Below are 17,440 nucleotides of genomic sequence, written 5' to 3'. Positions count from 1 at the left end.
CCAGAATCACCACTCCACCATTGGGATGCCAATTTTTTGTCTGCGGGTATACCCGCAATATCTTCTCCATTTTCATCATAAAAAGCACCACTTCTAATTTCCATAGGATAACCCATGTCAGCAACTGTTAGTATCAGCCATTCGTATTTGTTACTCATATTACTAATTTTGTCGCAACTCAAAAATTGTAACAATAGAAATAATAAAAGTCGTATTCTCAGTTTTACAATCATTTTCCAAAAGTCAAATCAAAAATATCTACCTGTACATTAGGTACCTCTTGCTCTATTTTCCCTTTCTTGAGGTATAGCTTTCCTACTTTGAAATTTTCGCTTATTTTTAAATGAATTTCAAATTCTTTATTCCCTATTTTCTCATAGAAATCTTTGAAAAGTTTTACCAACTCTTGTTCGCGAGCCCTTCTAATCTCATAAGCTTGTTTTTGAGGTTCTACTCCTGCTACATTTCCTGGATAAATACGAATTGTAAACTTACGACCGGCTGGTGTTTCAAATTTACCATCAATCTCTAATGGGATTGGCTTAGGACTATTTTCAGTTAAGTAGTCTGTACTTTTTAAACACCAATTATCCTCTCCGCTTATGAAAGTTATCCCTTGATCTTTGCTTAACAAAGTCAAATTAAGATTATTATGTTCTGCAAGATCAGCAGTATACTTCCAAGGGTACCTAAGGTTGATATCTTTCCAGATATGCATACTAATTCTCTTCTCAGCTATCTCTTGCTGGGTTTGAAGTGGCATTAGTTTTTTAAAATCATTCACTACTTGTGATCTTGTAACATCTATATAATCAGGATAACGCATTTCTTTTTTAAAGTCAGAAACCTCATATTCTCGAGCCTGATACACACCAACTAATTGAGTATTTGGAGAAGTCAGATAGAGAAAAACCTGTCCACCAGGAGCTAACGCAATTTTAAAGTCCCTTGTTACCATGTCTATATTTCCACAATCTAAACCTTTACTAAAGATTGATTCAAGTTTTGGTTTATCAAGTATAAATGTCCCCTCGTAAAACTTGTCTTCTGCATAAGAAAACCAACTGATACTCATCTTCGCAGGAATTGGGCGAAATTGTTCGCCCGCAATTACTACTCCAGAATCACCACTCCACCACTGCGAGGATAGTGTTTTTTCTATTGGAATACCCGCAATATCTTCTCCATTTTCATCATAAAAAGCACCACTTCTAATTTCCATAGGATAACCCATGTCAGCAACTGTTAGTATCAGCCATTCGTATTTGTTACTCATATTACTAATTTTGTCACAACTCAAAAATTGCAACAATAGAAATAATAAAAGTACTATTCTCAGTTTTACAATCATTTTCCAAACATAGTTATCCGCCCCAGACGCCTTTTACTTTATATTTCTCCAACGGAATCACTTCATACTCGCATTTTACAGAAAGCTTAAAATCTGTATACTCAAAAGTTGGCTTGATGATGATGTCCATCGGCTTGTCCGGATGTCTCTTCTGCAGGGCATCAAACACAGAGAGCATCTCTTGATCATTGAAAGTAATTCTGGTACTATATTTTTTAAAAAAGAATTTGATTTCGTATGGGATGCTCAGGTTTTTGTACTCTTTTTTAGCAATCTCTTCCGGTTGCAAAAATCCTGTAAACTCTCCGTTGTAGTATCTGGCAATTTCCGTTTCTATCACGTCCTTCTTATCATAAGGAGTAAAGAGAAAACGGTAGTTGTATTTTTTGCGGTAGCTGTCATAGAGCCCATAGGGGATGCCTTTTTCTTTGATCTTGGTGTGGATACTGTCAAGAACTGCTATTTTGAACATGGTTTCAAAAAATTCTTGTTGTGTTCTTTCGTGAGGGTTATCATAAAAATCATTTCTATCTACAAAGGTTTCTTTGGCTTGCAAGCGGCAAATCTCTATACGTGAGCTGCCTCCCAAGAATATAACCACCATACCACCTGGTGCCAGAGCCACAGTAAAAGTATTGTAGGTAGAAGGCTCTAGTTCATATTCTCCATTAGAATCTTTCTTATTTCCCTGCACTAGGAAACCTTTGCGGAAGGCTGCCAGTATCTTGTCTTTGGGCAGGGCGGCATCCAGATGATAAAACTTCTTCTCGGCATAGGCTACATAAGTAAGATAGATATGGGAGGGAATGATATTGCCTCCCATGCCTGCGGCAGAACCGTCATATTGCCAACCGCCTGCCTCCATGCCCGCTTTTGGGATTCCGCATATCATGTTGTTCTTATCATCGGCAAGATAACCAATGTGCACTTCGCAGGGATATTCTTTAGGGGCACTAACTGTTACCGCATAATTAAAATTGTCTTCTGTCATCATCTGGGTTTTAGGGTCTTTGTTGCAGCTTTGCAAGAGCAATATGTTGCAAAGCAATAGTATAAGTGTTTTCATTATCGTACTTTTCTTTGACGTTTGCCATCTTCTTTACGCGGGTAATTCGTTTGTACTCCTACCTCAATACCTTCCTCGCCATAGGTAGAGTTCCAATGCAGGTAATGGTTTCTAAGAAAAGAGACTTCTTTCGGGAAAGAACCAAAAGTTACAGGTTTGCTATTCCCAAAAGTATAATCCCAAAGCTTGATTTTCATATCTTCCAAAAAAGCAACGTTTTTATATTTTATGTCTGGAATATCGTCTATGAAATTATTATAGAATTTATAATCATCACTAATTCCTGCTTCACTTATAGGCATTTGTTTTTTTGTACAAAACTCTGCCATGTGATGCAAAGGAATGTAACTATATTGGTTACTTAATTTTCTTTTTCCTTCCAATCTGTATCTATTGACTCCTGAAGAAAGTTTTAATAACGGATTCAGAATTATTGTAAGTTCAGAATCTTTGAACCATCCCTGTTGCATTAGCTCATTTCTAAGTGGTACAAGTGCTTCCTCTGAAGTAGCGGCATCTATACGCAAGGGGTTATCTATTCTCCCCTCCTCGTACGCTCCGCCTACATCACAGTGCACACCGGGATACATTAGCTCTATTCCTCCTTTCTTTTTACTTTCGGGGGATACCTTGGCAACTGTGGATATATCTACTAAAGAGAAATTGGCACGATGCTCATCTGCTGCTACCATGTGTACTACATAATCAGCACGGTTTACATTGTCCAGTCCCAGATCTTTGATATCATTCCATTGGAACAGACCATGATGTGGAACAGTATCGTAGATTCCCACAAAACGCACATTGACCTTCGTAAGCACCTCGTCCATGAGTTCTGCCTCGGTAAGCAACTGCCCCAAGGGACCATATTTTGGCATTAGTTTGCCATTGTAGGAGAAAGGTAAATTGTTGTTCTGTAAATCTTCTAAAGGGTAGATCATACCTTTTTTTGGTAGGTAAGGGCCATGCGTTACCAGATGCACAAAATGCCTAGCGGCAGCAGCACCCCGGCTGAACCCAAAGACATCGAAGGTGATGGTGCCTACGCAATGATCTTCATCAATATCTTGTTCTTTTATGATGCTTACCACATCTTCTATACTTTTCTTTACACGATTCATAATGCCTGCACTCGCCATCCCAAAGGCAGGTCCCAGCATCTTATCATCTTTCTTATAATCCTCTTTGGTAAGAGAGGTATTACGGACGGGGTTGGGGTTGGCATTGGTTGCCTCCTGCATTGCAGGGGAAGAGTTGGTGCCTATCCCTTCTGTGTAAACTTTAAAGATTTTATTTTGAGGATCTTTTGAATAGTTCTTAAATAAGATCGCAGGATTAGAAAGATCATTTTCGTAGCTGTTGTCTTTTTTTTCTAAAGGTTTATAAATTTTAGAAGCTTCCGGCTGGCTCATCGCCAGACCTGTTGTGTTGAGAGGTTTTTTACCTTCTGCCAGCTGGCGTAACTCAGTATTGTACATATTGTTGAGCGTACCATCCAAGAAAACCCCAAAAGTAAAGTCTATTGGTTTTTTGGGAAGTTTGGCAACTGTGTCTATCTCACCTACTACCACCGGCTTGTTGGTGGTGTCTTGATCATAATCCATTCTTTTAGAATCTTTTGTAGAGACCCGCAGCCGGTTGCCATCTCCCGACACCGATAAAGCTGCTCGGGTGTTTTTTTGGATAACATCAGCCGTTATATGCATATCATTTACAAAAGACCCGCCCTTAGCCGGGCTCATCATCCATGAAAAATCTACAGCCACCTCTACTATCGCTTTCTGGATATTGGTGCCCGCCTGTGTAGGCTTATCAGGCTTGCCTAGCAGACCAGAGATACCATGGCTATTTTCCTCAAAAGGCTGCACCGGATAACTCTTAACCTCTACTTCAAAAAAATCGTCTCCAGCCATCTTTAGTCTGGTATCTTGCCTGTTTGCATCACTAAGCCCTAGCATAATCTCCTGCCCGTAGAGGCCTTCTGTATAGATATGCAAAAGCAGGTGAGAGCCATAAGCTACCTTGGTGTCCTTTATGGGTTTGCAGTTACGGTCTGTCCACTCGACCCGTAGGATGCGTGGTGTGCCAATAGCCTGTACCAATAAGCCGTTTGCCCTAATGCCTGTAGCAGATTCTCCACTAAAAAAGGCTTCTACATAGCAGAAACCGCCTCCTTCTAATACCTTTGGAAAATCAAATGTTTTACCCGCGAAACCAATACCTTCTTTTACAAAAAGATTTTGCCCAGTATCCGGTTTCTGCGAATTGTTGACGGTGGTCCATACCCATTTTATAGTATCAAACCGGGACAGTTGCTTGTTTATATGTGCCCATTCTTTTTCTACTGTAGAGTCTGCCAATGTTCTGCTACGGGTAAGGTCTAGCTTAGATTTTTGGCTTAGCAGATCCAGATATTCTTTGATATGAACTGTAAATTTGCCTGCCTTCTGTAAGGTTAGCACGCCCTGAGAATAGGTAGAACCCTGTATTTTCTTTTTATCCGGCTGAAGATGTAATCCATTGCTCATAAGGATGGTATTAGGTAGATATTATTATAGTATTGTATTTTACTTAAGTAGTCGTTTCTGGATCTTATAAGACGGCTAATGCTTGTGACAAGTGATCTTTCTAAGACATAATCTGCCTAGATATACTACCCGCCCCAGACGCCTTTCACCTTATACTTCTCCAACGGAATCACTTCATCCTCGCATTTTACAGAAAGCTTAAAATCTGTATACTCAAAAGTTGGCTTGATGATGATGTCCATCGGCTTGTCCGGATGTCTCTTCTGCAGGGCATCAAACACAGAGAGCATCTCCTGATCATTGAAAACAATCTCCGTATTATATACTTTGAAAATAAACTCAACATTATAAGGGATACTTTGTTCTTTATATTCCTTTTTAGCAATCTCTTCAGATTGCAGAATACTATTTACCTCACCATTGTAATATTTGTTATACTGTCTCAGAATCAAATCCTTTTCATCATAAGGTGTAAAGAGAAAACGGTAGTTATATTTTTTGCGGTAGCTGTCATAGAGCCCATAGGGGATACCTTTTTCTTTGATCTTGGTCTGGATACTGTCCGGAACTGCTATTTTGAACTTTGTTTCAAAAAATTGCTGTTGTGTTTCATCAAGTTGAGGGTGTGGTCTAAATTGATTTTTATCAACAAATGTTTCTTTGGCCTGCAAGCGGCAGATTTCTATGCGTTGTCGTGCTCCCAAAAAAATAACGACCATACCACCCGGTGCCAATGCTACGGTAAAAGTATCATAGGTAGAATGTTCGAGCTTTCTTTTGCCATTGGCATCTCTTTCTGTACTTTGCACCAGGAAACCTTTGCGAAAGGCTGCCAGTATCTTGTCTTTGGGCAGGGCGGCATCCAGATGATAAAACTTCTTCTCGGCATAGGCTACATAAGTAAGATAGATATGGGAGGGGATGATATTGCCTCCCATGCCCGCCTTGGCTCCATCATATTGAAAGCCGCCACTTTCCATACCCGCTTTTGGGATTCCGCATATCATGTTGTTCTTATCATCGGCAAGATAACCAATGTGCACTTCGCAGGGATATTCTTTAGGGGCACTAACTGTTACCGCATAATTAAAATTGTCTTCTGTCATCATCTGGGTTTTAGGGTCTTTGTTGCAGCTTTGCAAGAGCAATATGTTGCAAAGCAGGTTTATAAAAAATAGTTTCATTCTTGCAATTATTACTGGTAAATATGATATAAAGGTTCTTCATCCTCCAAAAAATCAAAGAATGGGCAAATTACTGTCAGCACTTCTGACCGTGCATTTTTGATGTTTTGTTGGGAGATCTCGCAGGTTTGGCCGTGATCTATAATAGTGATGCAGTCTTTGCTACCAACAGGGCAGGTCGCCTTGCTGTCCTCTAGCAGGGCGTGACCTTTGTTGTCCTCAAGGGTTATTTTTTCATAATAGCCGCTCCACTCCGTTACGACTGCCTGGCAAGGATTGTTGTTCATCTTGGCACAGGAGCCAAAGTTGTTCTTCTCAAAGGTCTTTCCAATGTCCTTGTGCGTGGCCATCAGTTTTTCTTTGCCATCTTTATCATTGATGTAGCGTTTGCTCTGGGTCAGTACTTTTAGCTTGTCTGGTGCAGTCCCGAAGTTGCAACGGCAAGTGGCGCCCTGGCAAACAAGATGTTTTTCGCTCATTTTTTTTCATTATTTGTAGGGTTCAAGTTAATATTTTTTTTTAAAATATATTGCTATAAATCAAATGTTCTTTGGCACCAAATGCCGGATTTCTATAGTAAAGCCAATAGAGATTGTAACCTACTGGGTTGTATGTTAGAATCATATGATAATTGTTATGTGCACACTCCAATCTCAAAATTGACTGTAAAATGTGCCATTACAAGGCTGTAATTTTTACTTTGAATCAAGTAATGGTTGGGAGACAAAAAACCCTCAGGTTCATTTTGATAAATGCTCCTGAGGATTTGGAAAACTGCACGCCTGCATTTGGAAAATGATCAGTATCGATTTTTAAAATGCAGGCGTGCATTTTTAAGATGCTCTGTAAGCAGTAGAAAATGATGTTACTTGCCTTTTTCGAACTTGAGGGTGGCTAGCATCTCTTTCAGATCTATCCCGGGGCGGAAGCTGATCTTTGCAGACTTGATAAGAGCTGGCGAGAATTTTTTCTCGGTCTCTGCCCCCTCACTGCTCAGTCTCAAACTGAATGATCCAAAGTCTCCGAAGCGGACGATTCTGCCCTCTCCTAGATTTCTGGCAAGCGCTTTGGAAAGATCGTTTAGAACTGCTAACACATCGGTATCACTTACTGTAGTAGATGCCGCCGCAATCTCCTTACTGAGACTGCGAAAGGTCACCTCGCCTGTAGATCTTGCAATTGCATAAAATTTTTTGGGAGCAGCTGGCTTAGCAGGATTTCCCTTTTCTGATAATGAATACTGTACTGACATATTGATGTTTTTTATGAATTAAACACATCAAATATACTCATTCATTACATAAATCTCAACAAAAATTTGTTTTTCTTGATTATTTTCCTCCGCAGACAACATTCCTGTAATAGCCGTAATCGCATGCGTGCGCCTGCTGATGCTGATGTCTAGACTTATATTACCCACCGATGATGTAGAGCGGTAATCTTTTTTTTGATGACCCCTGATCTCTACCAGCATTTGGTCTGCACTAGCACTTCGATTTCTGGGGCCTATAATGGTTTGGTATGTGATTTTACGGGGAACAACAGGCAGATAGATGCTCAGATCTGCTGTCTCACGAGATGTCTCCTGCAAATTGATTTTCAAAAACAGAAACAATTGGAGGAAAAAATCTTTTTCCAATAAGCTAGGACTGGTATCAATCTTCTCATAAAAACTGTCCATCTTGCGTACTAGATTGGCAGCAACATCTCCAGCATAATATTGCTGGATACTTGGTAGTGTATTTTTTTTCCAACGGGATTTTATCTCTTGTGCATTGCCTATTTTGTCTATTGCACCATGCTCATCTACCGAAATCTCAAGTGGGTATAATGCGGTAGAAGCGAGATCCATCATTTTTTCCAAAACAAGATCTGGCGCAGCATCATTTACAAAAACCTGCTCTCTGGATAGACTTATGCTATGTTCTGAAAGCTTTTTCAGATGAATCAGATAATGGATTTTTGTGTTGGATGATGGTTGCAAGACAAGAACGCCATAAGTGATGCTCTGCTGCTCGTTTACATCAATCTTTTCTGTTTTCGATATCTGTTCCTCTTGCCATTCTTCATACTTGTCTGTAGGGATATAAATATACTCCAGATACTTCGGTAGCAATTTTGGAAGCAACTCATACACTGCGCAATGGCTATTGTGAAAAGACCACAGTTCTTCCCAAGACATTTTAAATTCTTGCGAAATCTTGCCTCGGTCTGGCACGCTATCTATCCTTAGCTTGGTGGCTTTCAATGATGTAACTTTTGGAAACTTGAGAAAAAACTAATTTGTTTAATTGTCTATTGTACTGGATTTTATATCAACTCCTCAATATGATAATTCTTGTGCTCGCGGTTTGTGCGGATAATCAACTCGCCTAGAAAGCCTGCTACGAAGAGTAAACTTCCCATAATCATCATTGTCAATGCGATAAAAAACCAAGGATTGTTGGCAATCAGATTTCCATAAATTTTGAAAATATAAACATCAATCAGTTTCGAAAGTCCCAACCAAATGGCTGACAAAAATCCGATGATGAACATCACAGTTCCTGCTGCGCCAAAGAAATGCATCGGTCTTCCACCAAATCTGCTGACAAACCAAAGTGTCACCAGATCCAAAAATCCACGAACAAATCTTTCCGTCCCAAACTTCGAAGTTCCGTAAGGTCTTGCCTGGTGTTGCACTGGTTTTTCAGTGATATTTCTGAATCCTGCATTTGCCGCCAAAACCGGAATATATCTATGCATATCTCCATAAACATCAATGGATTTTACGACTTGTTTTTTATAGGCCTTCAATCCGCAGTTGAAATCGTGAAGCGAAACGCCTGACACTTTTCTAGCCGCAGAATTGAATAATTTTGATGGAATATTTTTGGTCATCACATTATCAAAACGTTTTTTCTTCCAACCGGAAACGATGTCGTAATTTCCTACTTTCACCATCTCGTAAAGTTCAGGAATCTCTTCCGGAAAATCTTGTAAATCAGCATCCATTGTAATAATGACATCGCCATTTACCTTTTCGAATGCGGCGTGAAGTGCCTGGGATTTTCCGTAATTTTTGGAGAATTTGATTCCGTGAATTTGCGGATGCTGGATTTTCAGATTCTCGATGATGGACCAGGAAAGGTCGGTGCTTCCGTCATCTATGAACCAAACTTCGTAAGACAGCTTGTTGGTCTGACAAACGGTGTCAATCCTTGTGAACAGCTCTTCCAGAGAGTCCTGCTCGTTGAGTAATGGGATAATTATTGAAAGATTCATTGATGAATATTAAAATTAAAGGTAAAAATTTGTTTGAAATGTAGAATCTGCAGTCCGGCTTATCTCCGTTTTTTTATTTTTTATTTGAATCGATGAACCACTTCGTTAGGTTTGAACGGAAATCCTTTTTTGCTGCTGCAAAAGCTTGGGCAAAAAGATTGGGAACGGAAGACGGAAATAGCTGCCATAAATATTATTGTTATTCGTAGCGTTTTTTGTTCTTCAAAAACCCTGCGATGATAATAGACAAAAGTAGATAAAATAGTAAAAAGCCACCAAAAACGGCGGACATAAATTTGAAAGAAAAATAATTTCTATTCTCTTTCAATGCTATTTCCCTAGCCTGCTTCGCTCCATTGTAATTTTCCTCTAATTCTTTGACCTTTGTGCGGTCTTTTTGATTCGCAGCTTCTACTTTCAATTTGGCGTAAGATTCATCCAGATTGTCTAGTTCTGTTTGGATATATTGGTGATTCAGCAAATCTCTTGCGTCTGTATCTACATAATTCAGGAATGCAAAGATGGAGATCATTGATAAAACACCGCCTGTAAAAAGCGTTAAAAAAGTTTGTTTAAATGCTTGAGGATAAGTTATCAATGTGCCAACTCTTAACCAATAGGTTGAAGCGAAACCAGCCAAGACATACAAGAATGTCATCCCGAATGCATTGACCTGCATTGTGGTCTCAAAATAGTTGGCGTTTGCGAAGAAATAATACACAACGAAGAATGCCAACATTGTGAGAGCGTATAAAATAAAACCTATTGTTACAGGGTTTTTTGTCATAATTTTTTAATTTTTGAAAAAAAAGATAAATATTTCAAACTGACTATCAACAATCTAGAGTCCACTTGATTTCTTTTCTCTCTTTTCCTTTTTCTTTTTTCTTAATTTTTCTATCTTTGCAACGGCAAGTCCTAAACAACCAGCTCCTGAGAACCCTCCAGGGTGGGAACGCAGCAAAGGTAATTGGTCGTAGCGGTGTGATTTAGGTAGCTTGCCATTTTTTATTTTTTTTAAGTTAAGAGATTAAGACAGTTTCAAATTTGAACTACTTAATCTCTTAATTTTTTTGTTTAGAACTCAAATTCCTGTCCTAATTCTGGTAATGTAAATTCGATATTCTTGTCAGAAAAATGCTTCTTAGCTTCCTCGTGATTGATTTCAATCGGTGGGAAAGTATCGAAATGACAACCAATCACTTTCGGCGTTTTCAATAATTCTGATGCTGCAAAAGCCGCTTTTCTAGGACACATCGTGTAATGTTTTCCAACTGGCAGAATCGACAAATCTAATTTCCCGAAAACCTGAGGAAACAAACTCATTTCAGCCGTCACGCCAGTATCTCCAGCCAAATAAAGGTTTCTTCCGTCGACAAATCTGAAAATATATCCAGATGCCAATCCACCGTAAGAACCGTCAGGAAAAGAGCTTGTATGCAATGCAGGAACCATTGAAATCTTCAAATCTTCAATTTTTGCAGAACCTCCGAAATTGATATCTATATTATTGGTGTGTTTGAAATAACCGCAAATCTCAGGCTGTCCAATTACCGTTGCATCAGGATGATTTTCAAGAACTTCTTTCACGTCTGCGATATGGTCGCCGTGTGCGTGCGTAATCAACACATAATCGATTTTCTGAGCTGTGATATCAAAACCCGATTTCTCTTTCTGATAATTGTAGAAAGGGTCTGCAAGAATGGTTTTTCCGTTGTATGTGAACAAAAAACAGTTTTGTCCTAAGAATTTTATTTTCATTTTTTTTAGATTTATTAATTAAAATAATTAAGTCCGAAAGCGGTCAAAATCGCCATCAGGAAAGTTAAGATTCCGACTTGTTTTAGGAATGGATCCAGTAATTTTGGTTCGTTGACAGCCATTATGCTTCTCCTTAATTTGATGAAAGGAAAAATCAAAATCATAACAATAAATGCATAATATTTACCTTGTTCCTGAAATTTATTGAACATCAAAAAGGCTAACATCAAAAGAATTGGTAATTGTAATAAGATGATTTCGTAAATCATTGCATTTTTGAAACCAAGCTTTAATGCAAACGTTTTTTTACCAGACAGTTCGTCGTTGACGATATCTCTCATATTGTTCAGATTAAGAACGGCCATACTCAACATTCCGACTGCTATTGCAGGAAACAAGACGTCCCAACTGAATGATTTGGTAAACAGAAAATAACTTCCGCAAACCGAAACCAATCCGAAAAAGATGAACACGAAAATATCGCCCAAGCCTAAATAACCATAAGGTTTTTTACCAACTGTATATCCAATGGCTGCCAAAATCGAGGCAATTCCCAATCCGATAAAAATCCAGAATTCTTTGATATTCGCTGGATAAAAAGCAACATAAAGTAAGGCAACCGTTGCTGCAAAAGATAAAATCGAAAGTAGAATCACTGCATTTCTCATTTGAGTTGCTGTAATTTTTCCAGAAGCAACGGCTCTTTGTTCGGCTTCTCCTATCCTATTTTTGTCGGTTCCCTTTAGGCCGTCGCCATAATCGTTGGCAAAGTTGGAAAGGACTTGATATAATAATGTAACGAGAAGTGCCAACGCAAAAATTCGCCAATCCCAAAATCCGCCTTCCTGAGAAATCCTCCATTTTGCAATGAAAGCGCCCATAATAATTCCACTCATAGAAAGTGGTAAAGTTCGCAGACGTGCTGCTTTTATCCAATCGGTCATTTTATTTTTTTAATCTTTAAATACGGATTCCCCATTCAAATTAGTTGTCAGAACTTCACTCATATAATCGAAAAAAGGACGCATTGCTAAAAAAGTGGAGATAATCTCTTTCTGGAAGCTGTCTGAAAAAACTTCCTTGTCAGAAAATTTCCTCATCACCACATATTGTTTTTTCTTTATCAAATCAATTGCGGGATGATTCTTGTCAAAACCTTTTGGTGCGGTTTTTACGCCATCTTCGCCTTTCAGTTCTCCAAAATATTTTATAAAGGTTTTATCTGAAGTTATTTTTTTAATTTGAGAATCATTGGTTTCAAATTCTCTTCTTATTCTCAATAAATCTTCATTATTTGGTCCCCAAAAACCACCTCCAACATAAGTATTTCCAGGCTCCAAATGCATATAATAACCACCTCGCAGCATTGGTTTTTTTCGGGATAATGAAGCTCCGAAATTATTTTTATAAGGTGTTTTATCTTTAGAAAAACGAATATCTCTGTTAATTCTTAATATATGAATTTTCGACAAACTATCGTGGAATTCCATTTCAGAGTAAATTTCGTCTACGAATTTCTTATTTTCCTTTGCAATCGCATCATATTCTTTTTTATGCTCAGAAAACCAAACGCGATTGTTATTTCTGCTTAATTGTTTCAGAAATTCGAATCCTGTTTCCAGTGAAATGTTTTTGTTTGGCATAAAGCAGATATCGATAATATTTAAATGAATTATATTTTTAAGAAATCCACTGGTCGTCGCCAAAGTTTGGCTTACGCTTCTCTAAAAATGCATTTCTACCTTCTTTCGCTTCTTCTGTCATATAAGCCAAGCGTGTTGCTTCGCCTGCGAAAATCTGCTGTCCCACCATTCCGTCGTCTGTGAGATTCATTGCGAATTTTAGCATTCTGATGGAAGTTGGGGATTTTCCAAGGATTTCCTGTGCCCATTCGTAAGCAGTATCTTCTAATTCTGCGTGAGGAATCACGGCGTTTACCATTCCCATTTCTTCCGCTTCTTTTGCTGAATAATTTCTTCCTAAGAAAAAGATTTCTCTCGCTTTTTTCTGACCTACCATTTTGGCTAAATAAGCAGAACCGTAACCACCGTCGAAACTTGTAACGTCCGCATCGGTCTGCTTAAAAATCGCATGTTCTTCACTTGCCAAAGTCAAATCACAAACTACGTGAAGCGAATGTCCACCGCCAACTGCCCAACCGTTTACCACAGCAATCACCGCTTTTGGCATAAAACGAATCAGACGCTGAACTTCCAGAATATTCAGGCGATGTCTTCCATCTTCTCCCACGTAACCTTGATGGCCACGTGCTTTCTGGTCGCCGCCGCTGCAGAATGCGTGACCGCCGTCTTTTGGACTTGGGCCTTCGCCTGTCAACAACACAACGCCGATGGACGAATCTTCGTAAGCATCGTAAAATGCGTCGTAAAGTTCTGAGGTTGTTTTTGGTCGGAAAGCGTTTCTGACTTCTGGTCTGTTGATAGCGATTCTTGCAACGCCATTGGATTTTTTATAGGTAATATCTTCGTATTCTTTGACGATTTTCCAGTCTGCCATTTTTTGAAAATTTAGAGTGTAAATATAAGCAGAATTGATGGTGTTTCAAAGGAATTATGTTGCAGTTTGACAATTGCCAAAGCTTCCACTTTGTAGAAAATTTCTAACTGTGACAAATCGTGCTTCTTGCGCCAGCGCGTAAGGGATAGTAGCGGTTATCCTTTTTTTGGTGAGGGAAAAGCGTTGGCGAAAAAAGATAGTAGCGGATAGCCCGACCCGCTTGTTTTGCGTAACTGAAAACGTCTTCTGACAATCTAAACGTGAAAGCAAAACAAAGGGATACGCCCAAATAAAAAAGCTTCAGAAAAATCTGAAGCTTTTGATTTATATGTTGAGATAATTATTCTACAACTTTGATGGCGCTTGCCAAAAATCTGGTTTCTGTTTTCGGTTCTGTGATGGCATCAATTTCTGCCTGAGATTTTTTAGCATCTTCTGCGTAGTGCTGAAGCTCTTTTACCGAGGTTGTTTTGCTTTCTGCACTACCTTCCAAAATTACAGTTTTACCTTCCAAAGCGGTCGGAACGAAGAATGCGTAATCTTTCATCTTAACAAAAAATGTCTCACCGGAATCTGTTGCCAGACTGACCCAACATCCTTTCTTAGGACAAACGCCGGTGACTTTTCCTTTTACAGAAGTTTTGGCGATTTTTGGCGTTGCTTTTAATTCTTTGTTAAGTTCGTCTGGAGAAATGGCTTTTTTAATAGCTTTTGAAGATACGTCCTGACCGTAATATTCACCTACTTTGGCGTCGCCTGCTGGCGGACCAGATTGTGCGAATGCTGAAACGGACAATCCTATCAATACGAATGCAAACAATATATTTTTCATAATTTAATATTTATTTTTTATGATGTAAATTTAGAAAATTATTTAGAATGAGAAAAAATAATTTTTTAATGTAATGAAATAAAGTTTTCAATTGTCTTACTTATATAAAATCAAAAACTATAAAAATTATACTTATGAAAATACAATTTTTATCTTTGGTTCTTTTGGCTTCTGTCGCAAACTTTTCTTGTGTACAATCCAAGGGCGATAATTCTAACGGAAATGATGTGATGTTTTCTCACCTGCTTTCAGACTCAGGAAAGGGTGAAGTGATTGAGAAATCTTATGATATCAACTTTGATGAATTGGAAATTTCGACTTCTATGAACGCGGAAGTCTTCAAATCTGATAAAGAAAGAATCGTAGTTTTCGCACCTTCTGACCTTATGAAATATGTTAAAGTTAAACAGAATGGTGGGAAAGTTCAGGTGAAAATTGAATCTGAAAATATGAAAAGTATTTCAACAGACCGAATCAAAATTAAAGTTTATGCTAAAGATTTTGACCATTTGGCAGCCAATTCCAGCGGAAGTATTTATTTGAAAGACAACTTCAGTTTCTCTGATCTGGATGTGAAAGTTTCCAGTTCTGGAACGATAAAAGGTAATATCAATGGTGGAAACATCAATATTCAAGCGTCAAGCAGCGGAAATTATGAAGGCGAAGTGAATGCAAAAAGTTTGAATATGCAAAGCTCCTCTTCCGGTGGAATCGATATCAAAGGAAAATCTGAAAGTGTGAATATCCAGACGTCATCTTCAGGTGATGTGGATGCGGAAAAATTCACGACAGAAAGTGCTGTTTTAGCAACGTCATCTTCGGCAGATATCACAATTGGCGTGAGTAAAAGTGTGACTGCAAGTGCATCATCAAGCGGAGATATCCACGTGATCAAAAGAGGAAGTCTGAACGAGATCACCAAAAACGAAAGCAGTTCTGGATCTATTTCTATTCAGTAAGTTTTATATATTATTTTCTCAAAAAAAAGAGACCTGAAATTCAGGTCTCTTTTATATTTAAATCAATTCGATTAGTTGAATTTGATAATGCTTTCCATCTTTGCAGTTTCTTCATTTACCAACTCGTCATCTACCAGGATCTTGCCAGAATGCTCATCGATAATGATCTTCTTTCTCTGAGCAATTTCCATTTGTTTCTGTGGCGGAATTGTGAAGAATGATCCTTTTGGCGCTCCTCTTTCCAATCCTACAACCGCAAGACCAGTTGAAGATCCTGTACGGATCCTTTGGTAAGAAACCAGCAATCTTTGATCGATCTTCTCAGCAAATTCTTTAGATTTTTCTAATAGGTAATCTTCTTCTTTCTGAGTTTCAGAAACCAAGTTTTCCAACTCGTTTTTCTTGTGAACCAAGTGGTTGTTAAGCTCATCGATCTTTGCAGTCAGGTCAGCCAAAGTTTCCTTTTTGTGATCTATTTTCCCTCCGAATTCTTTGATTCTTTTTTCAGCCAATTGAATTTCCAATTCCTGGTATTCCACTTCTTTTGCTAAAGTTTCGAATTCTTTGTTATTTCTAACGTTATCTTGCTGCGTTTTATATTTGTCAATCAATACTTGAGCGCTTTTCATAAGATCTTTTTTCTCATTGATCTCTGCGTTTTGCTCAGCAATTTCAGATTCGAATTTTTGGGCTCTTTTGTTAAGACCTTCAATTTCTATCTCAAGATCTTCTACTTCAATAGGCAATTCGCCTCTTGTATTGCGGATCTCATCCAAACGGGAATCAATGATCTGCAAATCGTAAAGTGCTCTTAGTTTTTCTTCAACAGAAATTTCGTTTACTTTTTTATCAGCCATATCTATATAAAATAATTAACAGGATTTGTTTTCTTAGTCGTTTTTGCGATGGCAAATATAGTGAATTTTTCGGACAATATTTCAAATAATTGTTGAGTTACAAATTGTTCCGATTCAAAATGTCCGATATCACAGATCAGCATTTTATCTTCCGCCGAGAAAAAATCGTGGTATTTCACATCGCCAGTTAGGTAAGCATCACATTTTGAAGCCAATGCAGACTTTATTCCGCTGGCTCCACTTCCGCCCAAAACACCTACTTTTTTGATTTTTTTATCAATTAAAGAACTGTGTCTAATCACTTTAAGGTCAAATTTATCCTTTACGAATTGTAAGAAATCTTTCTCATCCATTTCAACTTCCAGATCTCCGAATCTTCCCAAACCGGTGTAATGATTTTCGTTATCGAGCGAAATTAATTGATAAGCGACTTCCTCATAAGGATGATTTTGTTTCATCGCAGAAAGTATTTGATTTTTCTTAAAATCTTCAAAAATCACAGAAACCAAAACTTCATCTGCATTTTCTCTTTCATTATGATTTCCAGTTACCGGACTTGAACCTTCTAGCGGACGAAAAGTTCCATTGCCATTAATAGAAAAACTGCATTCATCATAGAAACCAATATTTCCCGATCCAGCTTGGAACAAAGCATTTTTCAAATTCTCAGCCGAATCCACCGGAACATAAACTTCCAATTTCTTCAACTGATTTTGTTTCGGCATCAATATTTTTTGATCCGTCAATCCAAGAACTTCACAGATTTTATAATTGACCCCAAAATAATCATTGTCAAAAGCCGTATGAATCGCATAGATCGCAATTTTATTTTCCAAAGCTTTCAGAACTGCTCTTTCCACATAATTTTTCCCTGTGATTGATTTTAAACCAGAAAAAACAATCGGATGAAAGCAAACCACGAGATTGAAATTCTTTTCAATAGCTTCATCAATAACCGACTCCAAAGCGTCGTGAGCAACCAGAATTCCGGAAATTCCCCTTTCTGGATTCCCACACAGCAAACCTACATTGTCAAAATCCTCGGCCTGTTTTATCGGAATTAATTTTTCAAACTCGTTTATAAATTCTTTGATTTTCATTAATTAACTCGTAGTGCATTA

General features: G+C 38.2%; 17 protein-coding genes and 1 other RNA gene. 2 read left to right on the top strand and 16 right to left on the bottom strand.

The features are described 5' to 3' along the window. Positions 1-229 precede the first annotated feature (229 nt). From AXA65_RS18285 to AXA65_RS18245, 9 genes are all read right to left on the bottom strand, one after another. Positions 230-1,276, bottom strand: coding sequence for a DUF2931 family protein (locus AXA65_RS18285; RefSeq protein WP_228391712.1), 1,047 nt, complete (start codon positions 1,274-1,276; stop codon positions 230-232). A gap of 88 nt (positions 1,277-1,364) precedes the next feature. Beyond that, complete coding sequence (locus AXA65_RS18280; protein ID WP_086048273.1) at positions 1,365-2,417, bottom strand: DUF2931 family protein; 1,053 nt, start codon at positions 2,415-2,417, stop codon at positions 1,365-1,367. After that, positions 2,417-4,945 carry a T6SS phospholipase effector Tle1-like catalytic domain-containing protein gene (locus tag AXA65_RS18275; RefSeq protein WP_063971488.1) on the bottom strand — a complete coding sequence of 843 codons (2,529 nt, stop codon included), beginning with the start codon at positions 4,943-4,945 and terminating at the stop codon, positions 2,417-2,419. Before AXA65_RS18275 ends, AXA65_RS18280 begins: the two co-directional genes overlap by 1 nt. Positions 4,946-5,070: 125 nt before the next feature. Beyond that, on the bottom strand, positions 5,071-6,129 hold the full coding sequence (locus AXA65_RS18270) for a DUF2931 family protein (RefSeq protein WP_086048272.1): 1,059 nt from the start codon (positions 6,127-6,129) through the stop codon (positions 5,071-5,073). Positions 6,130-6,140: 11 nt separating this feature from the next. Next, positions 6,141-6,608 carry a DUF4280 domain-containing protein gene (locus tag AXA65_RS18265; RefSeq protein ID WP_063971486.1) on the bottom strand — a complete coding sequence of 156 codons (468 nt, stop codon included), beginning with the start codon at positions 6,606-6,608 and terminating at the stop codon, positions 6,141-6,143. 386 nt (positions 6,609-6,994) lie between these two features. Then, a complete protein-coding gene (locus AXA65_RS18260; RefSeq protein ID WP_063971485.1) occupies positions 6,995-7,381 on the bottom strand; it encodes an HU family DNA-binding protein in 387 nt (128 codons plus the stop codon). A 27-nt stretch (positions 7,382-7,408) separates the two neighbouring features. After that, positions 7,409-8,347, bottom strand: coding sequence for a hypothetical protein (locus tag AXA65_RS18255; protein ID WP_228391711.1), 939 nt, complete (start codon positions 8,345-8,347; stop codon positions 7,409-7,411). A gap of 92 nt (positions 8,348-8,439) precedes the next feature. Next, the gene (locus tag AXA65_RS18250) at positions 8,440-9,393 is read right to left on the bottom strand and encodes a glycosyltransferase family 2 protein (RefSeq protein WP_063971483.1); all 954 of its coding nucleotides are present in this window, start codon (positions 9,391-9,393) and stop codon (positions 8,440-8,442) included. Between the two features lie 199 nt (positions 9,394-9,592). Next, on the bottom strand, positions 9,593-10,180 hold the full coding sequence (locus AXA65_RS18245; protein ID WP_063971482.1) for a DUF4199 domain-containing protein: 588 nt from the start codon (positions 10,178-10,180) through the stop codon (positions 9,593-9,595). Positions 10,181-10,302: 122 nt separating this feature from the next. On the opposite strand from AXA65_RS18245, the gene ffs reads away from it, so the two are divergent. Further along, positions 10,303-10,400, top strand: an RNA gene (gene ffs / locus AXA65_RS18240) — signal recognition particle sRNA small type. A gap of 70 nt (positions 10,401-10,470) precedes the next feature. Here the strand turns inward: ffs and AXA65_RS18235 are convergent. The 5 genes from AXA65_RS18235 to AXA65_RS18215 all read right to left on the bottom strand — a co-directional run bounded on the left by AXA65_RS18235 (position 10,471) and on the right by AXA65_RS18215 (position 14,503). After that, complete coding sequence (locus AXA65_RS18235) at positions 10,471-11,154, bottom strand: metal-dependent hydrolase (RefSeq protein WP_063971481.1); 684 nt, start codon at positions 11,152-11,154, stop codon at positions 10,471-10,473. 14 nt (positions 11,155-11,168) lie between these two features. Continuing rightward, a complete protein-coding gene (menA, locus tag AXA65_RS18230; RefSeq protein ID WP_063971480.1) occupies positions 11,169-12,098 on the bottom strand; it encodes a 1,4-dihydroxy-2-naphthoate octaprenyltransferase in 930 nt (309 codons plus the stop codon). 9 nt (positions 12,099-12,107) lie between these two features. Then, positions 12,108-12,797: a DUF2461 domain-containing protein gene (locus tag AXA65_RS18225; protein ID WP_063971479.1), complete on the bottom strand. Its 690-nt coding sequence runs from the start codon at positions 12,795-12,797 to the stop codon at positions 12,108-12,110. A 37-nt stretch (positions 12,798-12,834) separates the two neighbouring features. Continuing rightward, complete coding sequence (locus tag AXA65_RS18220) at positions 12,835-13,671, bottom strand: 1,4-dihydroxy-2-naphthoyl-CoA synthase (RefSeq protein WP_063971478.1); 837 nt, start codon at positions 13,669-13,671, stop codon at positions 12,835-12,837. Between the two features lie 340 nt (positions 13,672-14,011). After that, positions 14,012-14,503, bottom strand: coding sequence for a DUF4920 domain-containing protein (locus tag AXA65_RS18215; protein ID WP_063971477.1), 492 nt, complete (start codon positions 14,501-14,503; stop codon positions 14,012-14,014). A gap of 134 nt (positions 14,504-14,637) precedes the next feature. Between AXA65_RS18215 and AXA65_RS18210 the strand changes: the two genes are divergently transcribed. After that, positions 14,638-15,462: a head GIN domain-containing protein gene (locus AXA65_RS18210; protein WP_086048271.1), complete on the top strand. Its 825-nt coding sequence runs from the start codon at positions 14,638-14,640 to the stop codon at positions 15,460-15,462. Between the two features lie 71 nt (positions 15,463-15,533). Here AXA65_RS18210 and AXA65_RS18205 read toward each other — a convergent pair whose 3' ends face one another. Together AXA65_RS18205 and AXA65_RS18200 are read right to left on the bottom strand one after the other, a co-directional pair. Then, positions 15,534-16,319, bottom strand: a complete 786-nt coding sequence (locus tag AXA65_RS18205) for a zinc ribbon domain-containing protein (protein WP_034979245.1) — start codon at positions 16,317-16,319, stop codon at positions 15,534-15,536. A gap of 2 nt (positions 16,320-16,321) precedes the next feature. Then, complete coding sequence (locus AXA65_RS18200; RefSeq protein WP_063971476.1) at positions 16,322-17,419, bottom strand: Nif3-like dinuclear metal center hexameric protein; 1,098 nt, start codon at positions 17,417-17,419, stop codon at positions 16,322-16,324. Between the last annotated feature and the right edge of the window lie 21 nt (positions 17,420-17,440).

Source organism: Chryseobacterium sp. FP211-J200, from assembly GCF_001643375.1.
Classification (GTDB): domain Bacteria; phylum Bacteroidota; class Bacteroidia; order Flavobacteriales; family Weeksellaceae; genus Epilithonimonas; species Epilithonimonas ginsengisoli.
This window is presented reverse-complemented; position numbering and strand designations above follow the sequence as displayed.